22 protein-coding genes and 1 pseudogene are annotated in these 19,092 nt (G+C 53.5%); 11 read left to right on the forward strand and 12 right to left on the reverse strand.

What is annotated here, in order from left to right; all coding sequences use genetic code 11:
• Positions 1-37: 37 nt before the first annotated feature.
• Positions 38-1,373, reverse strand: a pseudogene (locus tag QEV83_RS05145) (IS701 family transposase).
• A 208-nt stretch (positions 1,374-1,581) separates the two neighbouring features.
• On the opposite strand from QEV83_RS05145, the gene QEV83_RS05150 reads away from it, so the two are divergent.
• The 5 genes from QEV83_RS05150 to QEV83_RS05170 all read left to right on the forward strand — a co-directional run bounded on the left by QEV83_RS05150 (position 1,582) and on the right by QEV83_RS05170 (position 4,302).
• Positions 1,582-2,214, forward strand: a complete 633-nt coding sequence (locus QEV83_RS05150) for a class I SAM-dependent methyltransferase (RefSeq protein ID WP_280130165.1) — start codon at positions 1,582-1,584, stop codon at positions 2,212-2,214.
• A gap of 557 nt (positions 2,215-2,771) precedes the next feature.
• Entirely contained in the window at positions 2,772-2,975 is a 204-nt protein-coding gene (locus QEV83_RS05155; protein WP_280130166.1) for a hypothetical protein, read from the forward strand.
• A gap of 31 nt (positions 2,976-3,006) precedes the next feature.
• Complete coding sequence (locus QEV83_RS05160; RefSeq protein WP_280130167.1) at positions 3,007-3,231, forward strand: hypothetical protein; 225 nt, start codon at positions 3,007-3,009, stop codon at positions 3,229-3,231.
• A gap of 683 nt (positions 3,232-3,914) precedes the next feature.
• Positions 3,915-4,079 carry a hypothetical protein gene (locus QEV83_RS05165; protein ID WP_280130168.1) on the forward strand — a complete coding sequence of 55 codons (165 nt, stop codon included), beginning with the start codon at positions 3,915-3,917 and terminating at the stop codon, positions 4,077-4,079.
• Positions 4,072-4,302, forward strand: a complete 231-nt coding sequence (locus QEV83_RS05170) for an RNA-binding protein (protein ID WP_280130169.1) — start codon at positions 4,072-4,074, stop codon at positions 4,300-4,302. Before QEV83_RS05165 ends, QEV83_RS05170 begins: the two co-directional genes overlap by 8 nt.
• Here QEV83_RS05170 and QEV83_RS05175 read toward each other — a convergent pair.
• Positions 4,299-5,738: an AAA family ATPase gene (locus QEV83_RS05175; protein ID WP_280130170.1), complete on the reverse strand. Its 1,440-nt coding sequence runs from the start codon at positions 5,736-5,738 to the stop codon at positions 4,299-4,301. The genes QEV83_RS05170 and QEV83_RS05175 overlap by 4 nt on opposite strands.
• 219 nt (positions 5,739-5,957) lie before the next feature.
• Between QEV83_RS05175 and QEV83_RS05180 the strand changes: the two genes are divergently transcribed.
• Positions 5,958-6,833, forward strand: a complete 876-nt coding sequence (locus QEV83_RS05180) for an IS1 family transposase (protein ID WP_280130171.1) — start codon at positions 5,958-5,960, stop codon at positions 6,831-6,833.
• A gap of 15 nt (positions 6,834-6,848) precedes the next feature.
• Here the strand turns inward: QEV83_RS05180 and QEV83_RS05185 are convergent, their stop codons facing one another.
• Both QEV83_RS05185 and QEV83_RS05190 read right to left on the reverse strand, forming a co-directional pair.
• Positions 6,849-7,403 (reverse strand): hypothetical protein, encoded by a 555-nt coding sequence (locus tag QEV83_RS05185; protein WP_280130172.1) that lies wholly within the window; start codon positions 7,401-7,403, stop codon positions 6,849-6,851.
• Positions 7,400-7,681 carry a hypothetical protein gene (locus QEV83_RS05190; protein ID WP_280130173.1) on the reverse strand — a complete coding sequence of 94 codons (282 nt, stop codon included), beginning with the start codon at positions 7,679-7,681 and terminating at the stop codon, positions 7,400-7,402. Before QEV83_RS05190 ends, QEV83_RS05185 begins: the two co-directional genes overlap by 4 nt.
• 601 nt (positions 7,682-8,282) lie before the next feature.
• Here QEV83_RS05190 and QEV83_RS05195 point away from each other — a divergent pair.
• Entirely contained in the window at positions 8,283-8,492 is a 210-nt protein-coding gene (locus QEV83_RS05195) for a cold-shock protein (RefSeq protein ID WP_280130174.1), read from the forward strand.
• Between the two features lie 408 nt (positions 8,493-8,900).
• Here the strand turns inward: QEV83_RS05195 and cdd are convergent, their stop codons facing one another.
• Together cdd and QEV83_RS05205 are read right to left on the reverse strand one after the other, a co-directional pair.
• On the reverse strand, positions 8,901-9,359 hold the full coding sequence (cdd, locus tag QEV83_RS05200; protein ID WP_280130972.1) for a cytidine deaminase: 459 nt from the start codon (positions 9,357-9,359) through the stop codon (positions 8,901-8,903).
• Positions 9,360-9,412: 53 nt separating this feature from the next.
• Positions 9,413-10,138 carry a carbonic anhydrase gene (locus tag QEV83_RS05205; protein ID WP_280130175.1) on the reverse strand — a complete coding sequence of 242 codons (726 nt, stop codon included), beginning with the start codon at positions 10,136-10,138 and terminating at the stop codon, positions 9,413-9,415.
• A gap of 133 nt (positions 10,139-10,271) precedes the next feature.
• Here QEV83_RS05205 and QEV83_RS05210 point away from each other — a divergent pair, with 133 nt between their 5' ends.
• Complete coding sequence (locus tag QEV83_RS05210) at positions 10,272-10,850, forward strand: phospholipase D-like domain-containing protein (protein WP_280130176.1); 579 nt, start codon at positions 10,272-10,274, stop codon at positions 10,848-10,850.
• A gap of 73 nt (positions 10,851-10,923) precedes the next feature.
• Here the strand turns inward: QEV83_RS05210 and QEV83_RS05215 are convergent, their stop codons facing one another.
• A complete protein-coding gene (locus QEV83_RS05215; protein ID WP_280130177.1) occupies positions 10,924-12,390 on the reverse strand; it encodes an exopolysaccharide biosynthesis polyprenyl glycosylphosphotransferase in 1,467 nt (488 codons plus the stop codon).
• A gap of 173 nt (positions 12,391-12,563) precedes the next feature.
• On the opposite strand from QEV83_RS05215, the gene QEV83_RS05220 reads away from it, so the two are divergent.
• From QEV83_RS05220 to bioB, 3 genes are all read left to right on the forward strand, one after another.
• Positions 12,564-13,277, forward strand: coding sequence for a hypothetical protein (locus tag QEV83_RS05220; protein WP_280130178.1), 714 nt, complete (start codon positions 12,564-12,566; stop codon positions 13,275-13,277).
• An 88-nt stretch (positions 13,278-13,365) separates the two neighbouring features.
• Positions 13,366-13,659, forward strand: coding sequence for a hypothetical protein (locus tag QEV83_RS05225; RefSeq protein ID WP_280130179.1), 294 nt, complete (start codon positions 13,366-13,368; stop codon positions 13,657-13,659).
• Positions 13,660-13,783: 124 nt separating this feature from the next.
• Complete coding sequence (gene bioB / locus QEV83_RS05230; protein ID WP_280130180.1) at positions 13,784-14,773, forward strand: biotin synthase BioB; 990 nt, start codon at positions 13,784-13,786, stop codon at positions 14,771-14,773.
• Positions 14,774-14,972: 199 nt separating this feature from the next.
• On the opposite strand, the gene trpB is transcribed toward bioB, so the two are convergent.
• The 5 genes from trpB to sppA all read right to left on the reverse strand — a co-directional run bounded on the left by trpB (position 14,973) and on the right by sppA (position 18,880).
• Positions 14,973-16,229, reverse strand: coding sequence for a tryptophan synthase subunit beta (gene trpB / locus QEV83_RS05235; RefSeq protein ID WP_280130181.1), 1,257 nt, complete (start codon positions 16,227-16,229; stop codon positions 14,973-14,975).
• Between the two features lie 70 nt (positions 16,230-16,299).
• Positions 16,300-16,974, reverse strand: a complete 675-nt coding sequence (locus tag QEV83_RS05240; protein ID WP_280130182.1) for a phosphoribosylanthranilate isomerase — start codon at positions 16,972-16,974, stop codon at positions 16,300-16,302.
• A gap of 86 nt (positions 16,975-17,060) precedes the next feature.
• Entirely contained in the window at positions 17,061-17,495 is a 435-nt protein-coding gene (locus tag QEV83_RS05245; RefSeq protein ID WP_280130183.1) for a lipopolysaccharide assembly protein LapA domain-containing protein, read from the reverse strand.
• Between the two features lie 84 nt (positions 17,496-17,579).
• Positions 17,580-17,870, reverse strand: a complete 291-nt coding sequence (locus QEV83_RS05250; RefSeq protein ID WP_280130184.1) for an integration host factor subunit beta — start codon at positions 17,868-17,870, stop codon at positions 17,580-17,582.
• Between the two features lie 32 nt (positions 17,871-17,902).
• Positions 17,903-18,880 (reverse strand): signal peptide peptidase SppA, encoded by a 978-nt coding sequence (sppA, locus tag QEV83_RS05255; RefSeq protein ID WP_280130185.1) that lies wholly within the window; start codon positions 18,878-18,880, stop codon positions 17,903-17,905.
• Positions 18,881-19,092 lie beyond the last annotated feature (212 nt).

Genomic DNA, 19,092 nt, shown 5'->3' on the forward strand with positions numbered 1-19,092 from the left:
TGGCAGTTTAGGTTTGACGGCTTCTGCGAGGAGTTTCTCACAGTGGGGGCATCGCCTGGGTGGAGGCCGAACAAAGAGGTCGAGGATGGCTTGCCTGATGGCCGGCAAGCTTGGTTGTGGCGGCGGTCCCCCGACTCTTTTTTTTCCGTCCCGCTGCTTTGAGGCGGCGGGATTGGAGAAAGACGTAGGTGATCATTGTCATCAGAGCATGTCGATGTAAGCCGGTCCAGGAGCGACCTTCGAAGTGGTCGAGGCCGAGCTCTTCCTTGAGCTGCTGGTGGGCCTGCTCACAGACCCATCTGGCTTTAATCGTGGCGGCGAGCATCTTGAGGCTCGCATCGGCTGGTAAGTTCGGCACGTAGTATTTTTGCTCGCCAGTCGACCGGCGCTCGCCGACGAGCCAGACCTCGTCGCCCGGCATGCACTGCATACGATTATCGAGCATGCGGTGCTTATGGCCATCCGCAACGCGGACACGGCGGGCCGCGAAGAGACATGTCAGCCGGCCTTTGGTGTCCCGCCGCCAGCTGACCTTTTGCCATTTGCCACCGGCCAACAACGCTTCAGCAGAGACCGGGGGCTGATCAGGGATGTGGTATTTGCGGGGTCTTCCCGCCTTCATGGCGGGGAAGATCAGGGCAACGTCGGCGGGATAGACGTTCTGGCGTCGCGACAGACCCACCGCCCACAGCAGACCGCGCTCGCTCAGAGCCTGGCGGAAAGGCCCGCTGGAGCCGTACCCTGAATCGGCAAGGACGCAGCCAAACCACGCCCCAGAGGCGATGACGCGATCAATCTCCGCGATCGCAATTTCCGTCTTTGTCAGAGCAGTCTGTCTATCCTTCGGCACACCGGCCCGCGCCATGCGCTCAGGATCATCTGTCCAGCTCTCGGGCAGGAATAGCCGCAGGCCCACCATCACCGGCACCTCGCGCGACGCCAACGTTAGCGAGACCAGCGACTGACAGTTGGCAGTCTTTCCAAGCGATGAGGCATATTGTGGCGCGACGCCAACCGAATGCTCGCCCTTTTTCGACAATGCGGTGTCGTCGACGATCAGCCACGCGTCGGCGCCGCCAACCATCCTGTCGGCTTCGGCGAGCAAAGCCTTCTCGAGCGGCGCGGCCTCCCACACGCCACTGGTGATGAAGTGATGAAGCTGGTCGTAGCCGACTTCGCCATCACGCGCCGCAATGGGCTGGACACTCTTGCGATCACCCGCGCCGATGAGTCCCGCGACATAAACCGGGCACATCCGTGCCCGCGCCTTGTGTCGAAAAGCACTGAGAAAAGGTAGGAGCCACCGCCCCAGGTCGGATTTCCAGCCCTCGTCCATGGTCGGCCCTCCGTGAGGTCGACCACCCATGAATCACGCAACACGAAACTCGGGAATCCCAAAAACGATAGATCCCACAAAAATCTGCCAAAGTAGTGCTAAGTGGTTGAATCAAATATTTGACCCGGGCGACGGCCCGTGGGAATGGAGACTATTGTTACGAAGTTTGGAGGTTGGCGCCGATGCAAGACGAATCATTTCTCGGCGATACCTTGCACCAGAATTCGGCTTCAGCCGGAGGTCCCATGGTTCTTGATAGTACACATATCAAAAAATCATATGCTCGCTGGGCGCCTATTTACGATCTCGTCTTTACATTCGTATTGAGACCCGGACGCAAAGCCATCACCACGGCTGCCAACCGACGCGGCGGAAGAATTCTCGACGTCGGGGTAGGAACCGGCCTTGAATTACCAATGTTCGACTCCCAAACTCAATTGATCGGCGTTGATCTTTCTGAGCCCATGCTACTGCGTGCGCAGCAGCGTGTGAATGCCAAGGCTTTAGGTAATGTCGAAGGCCTAGTCGCCATGGACGCGGCGCGCCTCGGGTTCCCAGACGCCCATTTCGATGTCGTGGTTGCCCCCTATGTCTTGACGGTCGTGCCCGAGCCGCATGCCAGCCTCGATGAATTTGTGCGAGTCGTGAAACCAGGTGGCGAGATTATCCTCGTCAATCATGTCGGTAGCGGCAAAGGCCCGATATCCTGGATCGAATCCACTCTTGCCAAATGCAGCGCTGAACTCGGCTGGCGGCCGGAATTCCCCTGGTCGGTTTTGGGTGACTGGATCGATTCCACCCCTTCCGTCCGCCTCGTGGAACGACGCAAACTGCCGCCGTTTGGGCTGTTTACACTTGCGCGGATCGAAAAGCTTTGAAATGGAGCTTTTTTACCACAAAGATCCTTCACGGTTATTTTGAGACGATCTAAACGCACTGCTCTGGCCCAAAATCCTCTCCCCCAAGGTGCTGGAGGCTGATGATCTAGTCCTGGTCGGGATTGGCAGCAGCCTCAATGAAAGGCGGTTGAAGCCGCTTTATAGTTCCGGCAAGTGCGTGGTTATATTTGGCACCGTCGCCGGCTATTGCGTCGTTCCCCGAAAGATCGACGGCTTGTATATTAAGGCGGTCAGGGGTCCGCTCACCGCGGCTGCGATTGGCCTCTGCCCCGAGCCGCGATTACCGATGGTGCAGCGCTGCTCGCTGGGGCTCCAGAACTACACCCGGAGCGGCAAGAGACGGACGAGATTTTGTTCATCCCACATCATGGTTCATTGAGGCCTGGCCGCTGGGAGCTCGCCTCCAATGCGGCGGGGATGCAATTCGGCGACCCACGCTCACCGGTACCCAAAATCCTCAGCCAGATCGCGCGAGCAAAGCTGGTCGTGACCGAGGCGATGCACGGCGCGATCTTGGCCGATACGCTCCGGGTGCCATGGATACCAGTACCACACCACCGGTCATTATTGTATTCAAATGGCGCGACTGGACTATGTCCCTTGGGCTTGATTATGGGCCTATTTTGCTGGGCACGAGCACACGCAGCGAGCGCTTCCGCTATGAACGCATAGCCCGCGAACTCAGGGCCGATGGCCTGCGTCCACCCGCCGATATCGCTCCCAACGCGACAGTCCGATGAGCTGATGGAGGATTTCCGTGCACGCTGCCGAGTGGAAGACGTGGGTCGGCTGCCGCCTGAGCCTCCCTCCTATCCGCCAGTCCGAGCAGCGGCGAAGCGGTTTCAGTCGCTCCTCGACGGCCCAATCATTGTCAGCGCCGCGCGCGATCTTGTCGTCGCATCGAAATCCCGGCTTTTCCTAAGCAACGACGGACTATTCCGAAACAGGCTTGAACGGCTGCAATCGGCTGTCGCCAGCCTCGATGAACTGGTGTGATGGACAGGGGATCTCCATTGACGGGATTGTCCTAGTGGAGCGTAAATGGGGTAAAAGCGTCACTCGCCAACCAGCGCTATGAGGGCGCCTATCTGTTCGGGGCGATCTGCCCGGCGGCGTGGAACCGGCGCCACGCTCGCAATGCCCTATGCCGACACAGGGGCGATGCAGCTCCCCTCGACGAAATCTCCCGCAGCGGCACCAAAAGCGCGAACGCTGTTCCCGCTGCTTGACCGCGCCCACTGGCATACGACGGGCGCGCTTAACGTCCCCAGGAACATGACCCTTTCTGCACTCGCGCTCCCCGGGGCTGAACCCCGTCGAGAATATGGCAGTTCATGCGCGCCAACAGGCTCTCAAACCGCCTCTTCGACACCTATGACGCCATCATTGACGCCGCCCGCGAGGTTTGGCGAAACGTAATCGCCCAGCCAAAAACCATCACCTCAATCTGCGGGCGGGACCGGGCCCATATCTGTTAATTATAATGACCGTTGGTATAAGCTGAAAATTACTATTTCGTAGGTACAAATTAAATTTTTTAACGAAATTACTTGAGTTAATTCAAACATAGCAACCACATAATTTGGTAGTGTCTCAGTTTGAAATTCTGCCCCATTGATGATTCTCTCGCCGTCTCCATCTGCTTCCTATATGCTTGCCGACAAGCAATGGAGCGCTGAATGGAAGCCGATCCAATGGAGGAAGGGAAGCTGGCCGCTGCGGACGGCAAACCGTTATCAGATAACCCATATCCAGCAGGCTCTGATGCTCATGAACAATGGGCAAAAGGCTGGTACTACTTCCATTCTATCGTTGAAGACAGGGAACCGCTGGACGATGCCTAGAGGCCCCAAAGGCGAAAAGCGCCCCGCCGACGTTATCGGCAATGCTGTCCATGTCATGCGTATTGCCACTGGCGAGATTGAAGACACCATCCCTGACGATGGTAAAGACCCTGCCGCGAAAGCGCTTGGCAAAAAGGGCGGCGCGGCGAGAGCCAAAAGCATGACGCCGGAGCGGCGGGCTGAGATAGCGAAGAAAGCGGCTGCTAAGCGATGGGAGCGCTAAGCCAGCGCATCACCGACACTATCGGCGATGTATTGGACATCGCGAACTAATGTGACCTCTGCCCATTCGCAGCACATGGCTTGCCAGAGAACATCCCCGCCGCACATCAATTGATTCGCTGCTGATCGTATCCATTCATGATGATCGGCCAGTGTCATAGCGCGCTCACAGGCATCCGAAACCAAAGCAATGTCTCGACCAATTCTCGTCCAAAGATGACGCCATTTTTCGCGCTGTAATTTTTCAAAGACGACCCTTTCTGGGGCATCTCCTCCAGGTAAGAGCAGACAACCAACCGCCGCACCCTGATCGCCATCTAGAAAAACTCGCGTTGGCCGAGGAAACCTATTTGCTTGAACCATCTGACCAAGTGCTACACCAAGATTAGCAGCTCCATATGGAATAATTGAGCATCGAACAAATAGCTCGCGAGCGTGCCTGCTAAGTATTTCACTTAAAAAGACAGCTGCGCGACCGTCCTCAACATAAAGTTCACATTCTGGATGCTGTTCATCATCCATTTTCGTCATTGCAAACTGAGGGCTAACTCCATTAACAATTTCCTTTGTTCTACCCGTTTCCAGAATGTAGATCCGTGCTGAAAGTGGCAATTCTTCTAGGATATAAGGTGAATGCGTACTGACAATTATTTGGCATTCACGGTCGCGCGCGGCAACCGCTAAGTCTCGTATAAGTCTGCGTTGTGCCCTCGGGTGCAGAGACGATTCAATTTCATCGATTAGGATCAGTCCATATTGAGGAAGCGGAGTCCCAAGCAATTCCGCAACTGTAGTTTCGCCTGAGCCTTGGTGGAAACCGGAATATGGCTGATTGGCTTTTGAAAGTACCGGTATTTCCCGACTTGCATCGATCGTTGATATTGCCATCCTAGCGTTATCGTAATCTCGTCCCATGATCTGTGAGAGGCGCGAGACTTGATCATCGGTGAATGGCGTTGCTGATTGCTCAAGATGTTTGTTTTTGGCGATTCTGGCGTACCCAACGCGCGTGCTTACAGGCTGGAGCCGACTAAGATCAATATAGGCTACCCTTCGCTCCGGGCGCTCTGGTTGACCGAGCCAGCGAGTAGTTGGTTTACGAACCGATGACACATTGTGCTCAACGCCCTGTTTGTAACCGAAGGTCAGCCGGACATCCGAAAGATTATCCCAGGCTGTCTCAGGGAAAAACTCAGATGGGAACCAAGTAACGCCCCCTTGCTCCTGATTCTGGTATACGCATGCCGCTGATTGCAACACGGTGCTTTTCCCTGATCCATTTTCTCCGACAATGGCAACGATTGGAAAGTCAAACGTGATCCGCTGATCAGACCAGCCTCGTATGCGTTGGATTTGCAGCCATTCTAGCCATTTCGGCCACCCGTTTCCTGTTTGCCATTTTGTTTCCAAACGGCGCATTTCATTGCTTAAAGCCATCTCTGCCTCCGGCGATCCCGTCGCGATAGCGGAGACTCGCGCTTCGCCCATCTTAGAGCGATAGACAAAGCCAATTAATTTGTCTATAAGAAAATTAAATGCTGTTTTGCCTCGTCCAGGCGCCGTGCGAGAGCGACATTTTCCTCGCTATAGGAGACTATCTGCGCAAACAGAAATTATTTACTTGACGGTAAGTATAAAAGTTCATATACAGGAGCTATGAACAAGCTCCCTGTTGCCACGCGCGCCAAAATGCTTTCGATGTTCTGCGAAGGCACCTCGATGCGTTCTGTCTCGCGCCTCACGGATACGAGCATCAACACAGTTTCGAAGCTCTTGGAGGATGCCGGGCGCTTTTGTGCTGGCTTCCACGATGAGAAAGTTCGCGGCGTGAAAGCAAAGCGTGTGCAGGTGGACGAAATCTGGTCATTCACCGCTGCCAAACAAAAGAACGTAGCCGCGATGAAAAATCCGGTCGATGGCGCCGGCGATACTTGGACTTGGACGGCAATCGAAGCCGACACAAAGTTGCTGATTTCGCATTTCGTTGGCGGGCGTGATGGCGAATGCGCCAAGTGGTTTATCGAGGATATGGCCTCGCGGATCGCGAACCGTATCCAACTGACTTCAGACGGCCACAGAGCCTATTTGGAGGCCGTTGAAGGCGCGTTCGGCGCAGATGTTGATTATGCCATGCTGAACAAGATTTATGGGGCGTCCCCTGAGAGCGCCAAAGGCCGCTATAGCCCAGCCGAATGCGTTGGCTGCCGGAAAGACATTATCGAAGGCGCGCCGGATATGAAGCATGTCAGCACGTCTTATGCTGAGCGCGCAAACCTCACAATGAGAATGCACAATCGGCGGTTTACAAGGCTTACGAACGCTTTCAGCAAGAAGTTCGAGAACCATGCTCATATGGTCGCAATCTATGCTGTTTGGTACAATTGGATGCGCATTCACAAGAGCTTGCGCGTCACCCCAGCAATGGCCGCTGGCCTAAGCGAGACGGTCATGGATTGGGCGGGAATTGTCGAGGCGATGGATGCGGACGCACCGTCCAAGAAACGCGGTACCTATAAGAAGGGTGAGGCATAGTGCCCACCCCGCATACTACATTGGTGCCGGGCATTTTATATTTAAGGCGATGGGATTCGTCAGTCTAACTTCTTTCTGAACGGCTCTTGAAAATCTCTCTATCCGCCTCCTTTTATGTTCAGCGAATATATCGGCCATAGCAGCGCGTATAATACCTCCCCAAAACCAATGTGAGTAACCAATTGTCATGAATGCATTCAACGAAGTATTGATATATTTTTCTTCAAACTCGGGATTTTGCTGAATAAATATACGCTCATCATCACTGTTGATGGCAGAGGTTCTTTCTCCATTAAGTAACTTCTGTCTTTTTACACTTATAGCTATTGCAAAAAGAAATGGGAACTTTTTGTCTGCGACAGCCCCATTCCAGAATGCAAGATCGTCAATGATCGATGCCGGCAAACACCCAGTAGTTGTCAGTAAATCTCGTGCCGATGACGCATATTTCCTCGACCACTTGTCGAGATTTGCCAAGCGTTCAAGGTCACGCTTCACTGCTAACGACGCCACCCACACGGCCGCCAAAGAGACGGGAATGAGGATAGCCAACGCCAATGATATACTCATTTGCCGGGTTTCCTCTCGATACGTTTGACTACCTGCTCGTGCTTGCGAGCAATTTCAAGACCAATAGCGTCAGAATCTCGTTTGATGCGATGATCCAGCTCCCGACTTTTGCGAGAATGATCATGAAAGTCTTTGATAATTCCTTTAACAATCAGCCCTAATTTATCGATTTTAATTGCGATCCCTATTGTTATTATTAGCAAAGCCGCCCCAGGCACGCCAAAAGCAGAAGCTAAGCTGGATACGGCATCGATGGTTTCTTTATCTAAGAATGACAATCCCGCGCCTCTATCACGAACGGCGCGGGAGGCTACATCGTCACTGAAATTTCAGCAATGGCCACGCATCCGTCATGCGATTGTGGCAGCGCTTTAATTGACGGCAGTCAATTTCAAACTGAGACACTACCCATAATTTCATGATAATATGATAATATTTTATATAGACCAAGTTATTAAAAATTATTTGATTCATTTATCGTGGCAATCTGTCTATCTGTTAATGTACAAACAAACTCATCAATACTAATGATTATCATAATTATTAATTATATACAGTATTTAATGGAAATAATTTCAGATAACTTGCAATTAAAGTCTTCTTGCGCCAATAGTTAAAAGAATTTACAGAATAATGTAGCGCAGTTACTTGGGGCCGCAAACGTTTGAACCTAATCAGTCTGACTCTGCACGAAAATCGATAATACCCCTTGTTTTGCCTCCCGTTAGCACATACATTGTGGAGTGTCGTGTTTTTGCCGACGGTTTGGCCTCGCATTTTTGCGTCTGCTGACGACCTCCTCCTCAAAACCCCGATACAACGTCCGGCGTCCCCATGAACGGACGCCTGTTTTTCTCTACGACTCTAAGGATAGCTTCTATGACTACGGGAACTGTGAAGTGGTTTAACCCGGACAAAGGATACGGCTTCATACAGCCGGACGACGGTGGCAAGGATGTTTTCGTCCACATCAGCGCCGTAGAACAATCAGGATTGCGCAATCTGCAGGAAGGTCAGAAAATCGCCTACGAAGTCATTGCCGATAAACGCACCGGCAAATCTGCAGCGGGAAATCTTCGCGCGGCCTAAGAGCACGACCGTACATATGCAAGGGCCCTGGCGTTAAGCTGGGGCTTTTTTATGAAATGGTAGTTGGTCGAACTCCGTTGTCGACCCCCTAAGCCAAGAATTCAAGTGCTCAGTATAGATCAAGTTATGAGAATTCCCCCGGTTTTTGATCATATCCCGCTTGAGAGGCTGTTAACGGTGCGGATGGTCCCTGAAACAGTCTTTGCCTTCTCATACCAAGACATTTCGTAATAAGCCATCGCAGTAACATCGAATAGTGATGCGTGATTCAAAGTCTCGGTTGGAGGCTTTTGATTATACGTCTATTTTTGCTGATCGAGCGCCAGATGGCGCAAAATTCTCCTTATTTTCCGTTGTCACGGCGTTCCGCGGGGCGACAACCGGCGTGTGACCGGCTTGCCTCGTTGCTCATGTCTGGCTGGCTTTCTTTATGCTGTGGCCAAAGGCTACAGGAAGAAGCGCTCCCATAGTATAGGCAGCTCGAATGCCAACAATTCCAGCGACATATATCTTGGCGTCCGCCTCGGCGAATTCGTAAATACGCTGGCGGCAGGCCCCGCATGGTGTGACCAATGCATTGCCTTCTGCGACGATCAGTACCTCGGCAATTCGTCGTTCACCGGCAACAATCATGGCGGCAATAGCTGCGGCTTCCGCGCAAGTGCCGACAGGAAAAGCGGAATTCTCGACATTCGCGCCTGAGAAAATTACGCCCGACTGGGTACGGACAGCGGCGCCGACAGCAAACCCCGAGTAAGGAGCGTAAGCCCTCGATCGGGCTTTGACCGCCGCAGAAAAAAGTTCCCCAATTGGAACCGTATCGAAATATACCGATTCTCGACTGGGGACTCCTAAAGGAACAATCATGAACATCAATTTTGTCCCATTCTCCAGCGCGCCCCAAGCCGCCACACTTGAAGTCAGCGTGGCCGGTCATGGGCGAAGCGCTGCGCCTCCGTAGCCACAGCCTCGAAATGTCCAGTCACCTCGTCTAATGCAAACAAAGTTCCCTTCGCGATTCCGAAAAAGGCACCATGCAGACTAAGTTTTGCCTGTTGTTCGAGTTCCAAGATCCAAGGAAAACTGCGTAAATTGTTGAGCCCTTCGACGATCGACGCGAGTGCCAAATGCTCGACATAATCGTCGCCCGAGAAGTTTTCGGGAGCAATGCGAGCCGCTGCGGGACCCAGCAGACTTATCCATTTTCCTATGAAATCACCAGGCGAGAGCGGCACCTGACCGGCACTCGCCTCGTTGCGTGCGAAGGCCCGCACACCACCACAGTTAGCATGTCCCATGAGCACAATATGCTCGACCCCCAAACCCATCACCCCGAATTCTAACGCGGCCGAAGTCCCGTGCAACCCATCGCTGGGGCCATACGGTGGGACAATGTTCGCTATGTTACGTACAACAAAAAGCTCGCCGGGCCGAGCATCGAAAATTACCTCCGGTGACACGCGAGAATCGCAGCAGCCGATGAGCATGATCCGGGGATTTTGCCCCGCTTCAGCTAGGTGATGAAATCTTTCTTGTTCATAAGCAAAACGCCCGCCTAGGAAGGCTTCGTAACCGCTGACGAGGCGATCCGGCAGCAGCGGATGGCCACTGGCGCGTCTGATTATCGGTGAAGTCGTTTCAGTCATGGAATAGCCTCCGGGAATTCGCGCGGACCGCGTGTCCGGCTTACGGCGACCATAGATCGCCTTAATACCAGGCCCAGGAAAGACGAGTGTGCTACCAGCTATTCCAACTCAATGCTGTAGCTTGGACAGAATTATGGGCCTCTTTGTCATTCGGCCTTTTTTGGATGCTGGCTTGAGCCTATTCGTTGGTACCACTATTTCGCTATTTTCGTATGCCGCATGCTTCGCTGATCCTGAACCCGCTATCCACTATTCTCCGGTGGAAAATTTGGAGTGCACTGATAGCACGCTGATCGACCGGGCGGAGCACAATATCGACTTCGCGGTGTATGTGTTAACGGATTGGCCAGTTATGCGAGCTTTGATTAGAGCCGCCAAAAGAGGAGTCAAAGTGCGCCTATATTTAGATGGAAGAAGAATAGGCGAGCGGGAGCCCACGCTACTTTTTCAGGAATTGCTCGCGACACCTCAAATCGACGTACGTTTCAAGCGGCCAAAATCTCCTTTGATGCACCTAAAGAGCTACCAAATTGACGGCCGATGGTTGCGCACCGGCGCCGCAAACTTTTCTGCCTCGGGGCTAAAGCAGCAAGACAATGATCTTCTTATCATCGATAGCGAAGCAGCGGCGAAGTCATTCGAGTATCGCTTCGAGGCGATCTTCGCGGAAGGGGAGACACTACAATTGACTCCCAAAGGGGACCTTCCTTAGCCACTTAGGCTCGGCATCAATCGATTTCGCCTAAAGTCGCAATTGCACCATAGCAGCCACATGCTTTGGACCGTCAATATGCCCGGTCGCGTAAAACCTCAAAACAAGTCCGCAACATAATATTGAGGTCAAGCCCCTGCGACCAATTGTTAATATACCATAAGTCGAATTTCACACGCTCGGCCATTTGCTCGAAGCTTGCGGTTTCACCCCGCAGTCCATTCACTTGTGCCCATCCCGTCATTCCCGGTTTAACATGATGACGGAAGCTATAATCGGCGATATGCGTCCTATATTCATCATCATGAGCAAGTGCGTGCGGCCTTGGGCCGACCAAGGACATGTCACCCTTAAGTACGTTAAAGAGTTGCGGCAGTTCGTCGAGACTGGACCGGCGCAAAAATCTACCAATGCGAGTAAAGCGTATATCGTTACGGCAAGCCTGTGTGACTACTGGTCCGTCTTCTAAAACCGTCATCGTCCGGAATTTATAAATGACGAATTCCTTGGCATTGAAACCGCTTCGACGCTGACGGAATATGACTGGGCCAGTGCTATCAAGCTTGACAGCGATCGCAGCGACCAAAAAAAGCGGCAAGAAAAAAATTATAGCGGTCGCCGAAACCACAATGTCGAGTGCCCGCTTGAGTGCTCTCTCGAAAGAAGTCAAAGCCAATCTTTGGATTGTAACAGGCAGAAGCAATGCGTTCGTAAACTCGCTACGCTGCCCAAGAAGGGTTCTCATGCTATGATCAGGCAAAAGCCGGACTGGCAGCGGAGACGCGCGAAGGCGGGAACGAACCGTTTCGAGCAGTTCCTGACTGCACCAGCGAATCACGATTAAGAATTCCTCGGCACCCTGTTCCGTAGCTGCGGCGATTGCGCCGTCGAGGTCGGCAAGCATTTCATCTGAGCGGCAGCCTCTTTTCGTAGCTAAAAAAACACGGGAGACTTCTTTGCAGCCGAAGCACTGCAACAAACAATCTGCGCTCAATCCCATCAATTCCCCTGTTTCCCCGATCGACACAACACGGCGTCCGTCGAGGTTTCCCGCTGCAAGAATGGAACGCGTTACATTGGCAAATGACCAGCGGGAAATGATCAGGAAAATGAGTTGGAGCAATAAAGTTGAACCCAAGGGCCACAAAGACGACTCGATATTTCCTCTCAGTAACGGCACGGACGCGATCGCCAGAAGAGCCGTTGAGGCAAAGATCGCGATGAGCCGGCTAAAATAGGGAAGAGGCACAAGCAGTACTGGCAGGCGATATAGTCCACGCATGTTGACCGCATAAATGTATAGCAAGCCATTCATGAGCCCAGCGCCGAGACAAACTCCAGCAGCCGCGAAGTCATTGTGCCAAACGTGTTGGCAAACGCTTCGTCCAATAACACTAGCAAGGCCAACAAGCATCAAATCGACGATTCGAGCGGCGATTTCAATTTTTTGGTAGGAGATATTTAAATGGGTAAAAATTCGCGATTTTTTTTCGGTGCGATGCAAAGGTTCTATAATATCACTCAATCGGCTTAAAAACATCCGATAGCCTCTCGTAAATTGACAATTGAAGACTTATCTCACTTCCAGACAAGCCCTGCCCTCGCAACGATTCAATTCGTTTACATTTTTGTTTCTTCTATCATCAAATTGGCGCTTTCTCAAGCCTCGCTCGCACCCACGACCCCTGGTCGCTGACATAGGTTACGATGTTGATGCGTAATATGCGCCGTGGTTGCAGTAGTATTAAACAGAATTATGAATGTGCCTTTTCCGAAGATTGCGCAACGTTGGTAATTCTAAAATTTCTTCTCCAGTTCTATGTTTCAAGTCCTCGGCCAATCCGTTTTAGCCTTTGGCTTCTACTTGTTATAGCTGCTAATCTTTTCGACAGTCCCGTCTCGGCGGCTGAATTTACTGATGTACCCGGTACTAACACCATCAAAGATACGGCTCCCGTCAGTGAAAATTCTAGGCCAAGCGAACAAACAAATGCCGCAAGTACGGGTCCTTCTTGGCGCCTCGTGAGAAGCACAGGACCAAATGGTGAGCCAGGAGCATCCGCAATCCTGCATACGATTGATTTTGAGCGATCCGATCCACGTTTGGCAGGCCTCATGTTGCAATGTGGAAAGCAAAACATCGAGATTATCATCGTGGTGGTCGAGCCTTTTCCTCCTCGCGCACGACCGCAAGTCACCCTACGGACATCTGGGCAGGTGTTCCAATTTGAAGGATCCATAATTTCTACAGGCGCCGGAATACTTTTACCCAGCGATGCTACTGTCTCGCTGCTAGGTCCGTGGCGATCAGCATCAGAGCTTGAAATAAAGGTAGCCGACAGAGAAACTGTGTTGGACGGTGTTGTCCCCTTATCTGGTCTTTCCACGGCCCTCGATTCGCTCAATGCTGAATGTGTCCTAAAATGAGACTTTACGTGAGCATGTATTTCGGTGGATAGTGAAAGAAAAACATAAGCCTTAAATAAGAAAAATAGCCAGGAAGGAAGGCATCAAAATGGAAATTCTGATCACGGGAGGAGCCTTTTTGGGGGCTCTATTGGGCAGATTTTTTAAGGTGCTGATTCTCATTCCTGCCAGTGCACTCATCTTTGCGATTATCTTGATGAAGGCGGGGTTTGCCGGGTACCCTATGTTAAATTCGATAACGAAAGTCGCCCTACTTATCGCAAGCCTTGAACTAGGTTATATAGCGGGTCTGATTTCGACCGACATCTCCTCTGCCTCGCAAAGTTTTCGCAGTTTTTGGACTCGTCCGAGCCGGACTCCCACATCGCGCCCCTTAAGATGATCAACCTTCGATGTGTCTCTCACCGGCCCAAGTGGAAAAAACCAGAAGACTTTTAAAATAGCATCAGTCTACGGTTAGCGAGGGTCGACTTCCGGCGGCCTCGCGGGACCATCGGAATCGACAAATGACCCTTGCAGAAACCGGCCAGTTTTTTCGCCATGATTGGACCACCGATGAAATCGTCGCGGTTCACGATTTGCCATTGCTTGACCTGATCTCGCGGGCAAACAGCCTTCACCGGAATATTCACGCAGTCAGCGATATCCAGAAGGCGAGTCTTCTCAGCATTAAAACCGGTGGCTGCCCTGAGGATTGCGCTTATTGTCCGCAATCCGCGCATTACCGCGAGGTGAATCTCGACAAGATCGATATGATGACAACCGATGCCGTGCTCGGCATCGCCGCGCGCGCGAAAGCGGCCGGAGCTGACCGCTTTTGCATGGGAGCGGCCTGGCGCAACGTCCGCGATGGCGTGGCTTTCGACGCGGTGCTCGATATGGTGCACGGCGTCAGAGCGCTCGGGCTGGAGGCCTGCGTGACACTCGGCATGTTGAACGAGAACCAAGCGCGGCGGCTTCAAAAAGCGGGGCTGACCGCCTATAATCACAATCTCGACACAGGCCCAGAATTCTACCCAAATATCGTGACGACCCGTACCTACGAGGACAGGCTCGCGACCTTACGAGCCGTCCGCGCCGCCGGGCTTCAAATGTGCTGCGGCGGTATTATAGGGATGGGCGAAAGCGTCAGGGACCGCGCGTCCATGCTGCAAATATTGGCGGGGTTCGATCCGCATCCTGAAAGCGTGCCGATCAATGCGTTGGTTCCCGTCGAGGGAACGCCTCTTGGGCAGGAATCGAGAATCGACCCGATCGAGTTTGTGCGGATGGTCGCAACTACGCGTATTGTTTTACCGGCGGCAAGGGTTCGTCTTTCGGCCGGCAGATCCGTGTTGAGCCGCGAAGCGCAAATCCTTTGCATGGTCGCCGGAGCAAATTCGATTTTTTATGGTGAAGCGTTGCTCACGACGCCCAATGTCACCGAAAACGAAGACGACGCTCTGTTTGCGACGCTCGCGCCGGTCCAGCGCACGAACGAGTCCGTTCATACGTGAACATCTCGCACTCATGATCGCCGCGAAGTGTCCTATCGAAACCGCCAACCAGACCAAAATCATTGCTTGAAATTGTTCGTCAATATCGGCCTGCGTTCTCGACGGAACGCGCGACTATCCAATTTGCAGGATCCTTAGCTCCTCCTCAAACCGATTATCGGTGCGGACAAAAAGGGAGCTTTCATGGACGACCGCGGTTTCATTGCTGAGGGGAAGCCGCCATCCCGCCCAGATGATCGGCGACCGTGAAAATATCCTTGTCACCGCGCCCTGAAATATTGACGACCAGCAAATGATCCTCGGGCTTTGTTGGCGCGATGTCCAAAATTTTGGCCAGCGCATGCGCGGGTTCAAGAGCCGGGATAATCCCCTCCAACTGCGCGCAAAGCTGAAACGCCGCAAGTGCTTCCGCATCGGTGGCGGAGAGATAAGTGACTCGGCCGCTTTCTTTCAGCCAAGAATGTTCAGGACCAATGCCCGGATAATCAAGGCCAGCCGAGATCGAATGCCCCTCCTCAATCTGCCCGTCAGCATTCATCAACAAATATGTCCGGTTGCCGTGCAAGACACCCGGCCTGCCGCCAGCAAGCGACGCTGCGTGTTTTTTGTCGAGCCCAAAGCCCGCAGCCTCGACTCCATAGATTTCCACGGAGGGATCGTCGAGAAAGGGATGAAACAAGCCGATGGCGTTGGAGCCACCCCCGATGCAGGCAAAAAGCGAATCCGGGAGCCTCCCCTCGGCGGCCTGCATCTGCACTTTTGTTTCCTCACCGATTACACATTGGAAATCGCGGACCATGGCCGGATAGGGATGCGGGCCAGCGGCCGTCCCAATGCAATAGAATGTATCCGCGACATTGGTGACCCAGTCACGCAACGCCTCGTTCATCGCATCCTTCAAGGTCTTTGCCCCAGATTCGACCGGCACGACCTTGGCACCGAGGAGGTTCATGCGAAAGACATTTGGCTTCTGCCGCTCGACATCGACCGAACCCATGTAGACGATACATTCGAGCCCAAATCTGGCGCAAGCGGTCGCCGTCGCGACGCCATGCTGGCCAGCGCCTGTCTCCGCGATGATCCGCGTCTTGCCCATCCGCCGGGCGAGGAGAATCTGGCCGAGCACATTATTGATCTTATGCGCGCCGGTATGGTTCAGCTCTTCGCGCTTGAAGTAAATCTTGGCGCCGCCTGGCCGCCCTGCGGCAGCAGCCTTTTGGCGGACGAAGTCAGTCATGCGTTCGGCGTAATAGAGCGGACTCGGCCGCCCGACATAATGGGTCAGAAGATTGTCAAGCTCGGCCTTGTATGCCGGATCCTGCTTGGCTGCGTTGTAATGTTTTTCAAGGTCGAGGATCAGCGGCATCAAGGTTTCGGCGACGAACCTGCCGCCGAACAAACCAAAATGGCCACGCTCGTCGGGACCGGAGCGAAACGAATTGAGTGCGACGGGCACCGCGTTTACCTTTCTCGCTTGATATTCGATCAGTACGTGATCCTGCCGGGCACCACGGGCCGCCGCAGCATTAACAGCTCTGCGTGGCCCTACCAAACATTGCATCCGCCCGCCGTACCGCAGAGACGAACGCCGCTATTTTACGCCGGTCTTTTTCACCTGGCGCACTTTCGACGCCGGAAGATACATCGACACCTTGCGCATGGGTCTGGGCCAACGCATCCGCCACATTGGCTGCATTAAGACCACCGGCCAGCAGCCAAGGTTTCTTCGTTTCGATCAACTCAAGTAAGCTCCAATCGAAAATCTCTCCATTGCCTCCAGGCTGTCCCATAGGCCGGAGCGGTTTTGCATCGAACAGCAAGTAATCGGCGACGGCGTCGAAACGCGGAACATCAGACAGATCCTCGGCTCGCCAAATTGCCATCGCTTTCATCACAGGCAGCCCGAAACGGGCGCGAATTGACGCGACCCGTTCTGGCGTTTCGCTCCCGTGCAATTGAAGGAGGCCGGGATCAAGCGCGGCGATGGCCGCCGCGAGCGTTGCGTCGCCAGCATCGACCGTCAGCAGGACCTTGCACGCCCGCTTCGCGGTTCGCCGGTTGAGAGTAGCAGCAAGCTCTAACGAGACATGCCTTGGACTTTTGTCAAAAAACACAAAGCCGACCATATCGGCGCCACACGCAAGCGCCGCGTCAAGCCCCGCCTCCGTTGTAAGACCGCAGATTTTGACAAGGACGCTCATGCTACGTTACCGGCATCAATATAGCGAAATATATGATTATAAAGCCCGCGCAGAGTTAGCGACCGCCTGAACTCGACCCTGCAATTTTACGAGATTTTCTGTTTTTCAGTCGGGCGTCCCGAGGATAAACGCGCGAGATCCCCACGCAAAGCGTTCACTTCGCTCCGGGCCCGGCGCGCCGCACGACGGTACATTCCTTGTTCCAGCCAGGTCGTCACACCGCCAAGTACTATTCCGAACATCGCCGCAAGAAGCATGACAATGTACAGTGGCACCACGATTTGGGTTCCTTCCGACGTGTGGCCAGCGAAAGGGTCTAGAAATATTGTCACCGAATGCCGGTTGGCGGCTGACAATGCCAACACAATGAGCGCGACAGGGATGAGAAAAAGGTATTTTAAAAAACTCTTCATTTGCGGCGGCCCTCGGATTCGTCCCATACCGCGCGCTTCTAAAGGATTTTTCACCGGTTGGTAAGGTGCCTGTAGCGGAAACCGTAGCAAGTGCGGCGACTGCTGCAAAATAGGGCGGAATTCTTCTTGGCCCTGACATATGTTTGTTCCGGACGCCCATTCTCAAAGCGTTGCCGGTGCTATGAATGAGGCTCAGATACCCTGAGTCTTATTTAAGCGTTCCCGCATTTCCTTGCCGGTCTTAAAAAATGGAACGGTCTTTTCGTTCACCGGCACATGCGCTCCCGTGCGCGGGTTGCGGCCGACTCTCGCATCCCGGTGTTTGACGGAGAAAGCCCCAAATCCGCGCAATTCGACACGATCGCCTCGAGATAGCGCATTCGTGATCTCATCAAGAATAGCATTGACGATTTTCTCGACGTCGCGAAGGTAAAGATGCGGATTACGATTGGCAATCCGCTGTACAAGCTCGGATTTGATCATGGGCCCCGTCCAGAAAAATTTTCTTCGTAGTTTCAATTGGTCCCGTTAACTTGCCAAATCGACAATAGACCGTCAAGCATACGCTCTTGTGCGCTCTTCGCGGCATGGTCAAGAACGACGCTCAGACCGCCAAGACCCAGGGCTTCGGCGGCGCGTGCTGAAAAGCTCAAGATGCCCAAACGTTCCAATGTGCGGTCCTGTTTCCAGTCCCGTACCGGCAAATCTTTCGTTACATTTTTCTCTTTTTGAAGCCAATCGATGGCCTCTCGCTCTCCGCCGAGACGATCGACGAGATGCACTTCCATTCCCTGCCGGCCAGTGAATACCCGGCCATCCGAGACGACCTGCAGTTGCTCGTCCGACATCGCCCGGCGCTCCTTTACGAGCGCCTTGAACCAAGTAAAACTATCATCGACGAGCGAGGCGAGTGCGGCCCGCGCTTCGGGGCTCGTTGGCTCAAACCCGTTCGGCGACGCCTTGAGCGGTGAGGATTTCACATCCTCGACTTTCACCCCCACCGTGTCGAGCAATTTGGTAAAATTCGGATATTGCACCAGCACCCCGATGGAGCCAACGAGAGCATTGCCGAGCGCAAAAATTTGATCAGCCCCAATAGCAGCGATATAGCCGCCGGAGGCCGCCATGCTGCCGACCACAGCAACCGTTGGTTTCTTGGCCGTGAGGCGACGGATGGCATCGTAGAGCCGTTCCGCTCCCGAAGTGGTGCCGCCCGGGCTGTCAATTGTAATCAGAACCGCCGCAACGCTCTTGGAATCCTCTATTTTTTGAATCAATTTCAATGTTTCGCGATCGCCCGTGATGATTCCTTCAATCGCAAGTCTCGCAATATGGGGGGTGAAGCTCAAGGACGCATCCGTCCCAAAAAGGCGAAGACCCGAAACAATAAGGGCCACGATCAGCGCCGAGAACGCAGCAATGCGCCAATAGGACACTCTGCGCTGCAAACTCCGGCGCTCCGCAAGGTAATCCGCAAAAAAGGGTGATGCCATAGCAATTCACTGGTCGGGGATTTTCCGGCGCCGCCGGGCTCGAGCCAGCGGCTTACTCTTGGATCGTAACTAAAGCAGGTTTGCGTTGATCGGACAACCCGCCGGAGATAATTCCACCAGAGCCTGTCTCTTTAGCCCCTGCTTAGCACCCTACCCTCTTCCTAGCGCGCCAAAACGCACCCAAGCAGAGGAACGAGACGACTGAAACGCGG

This window comes from Methylocapsa sp. D3K7 (genome assembly GCF_029855125.1).
Lineage (GTDB): Bacteria > Pseudomonadota > Alphaproteobacteria > Rhizobiales > Beijerinckiaceae > Methylocapsa.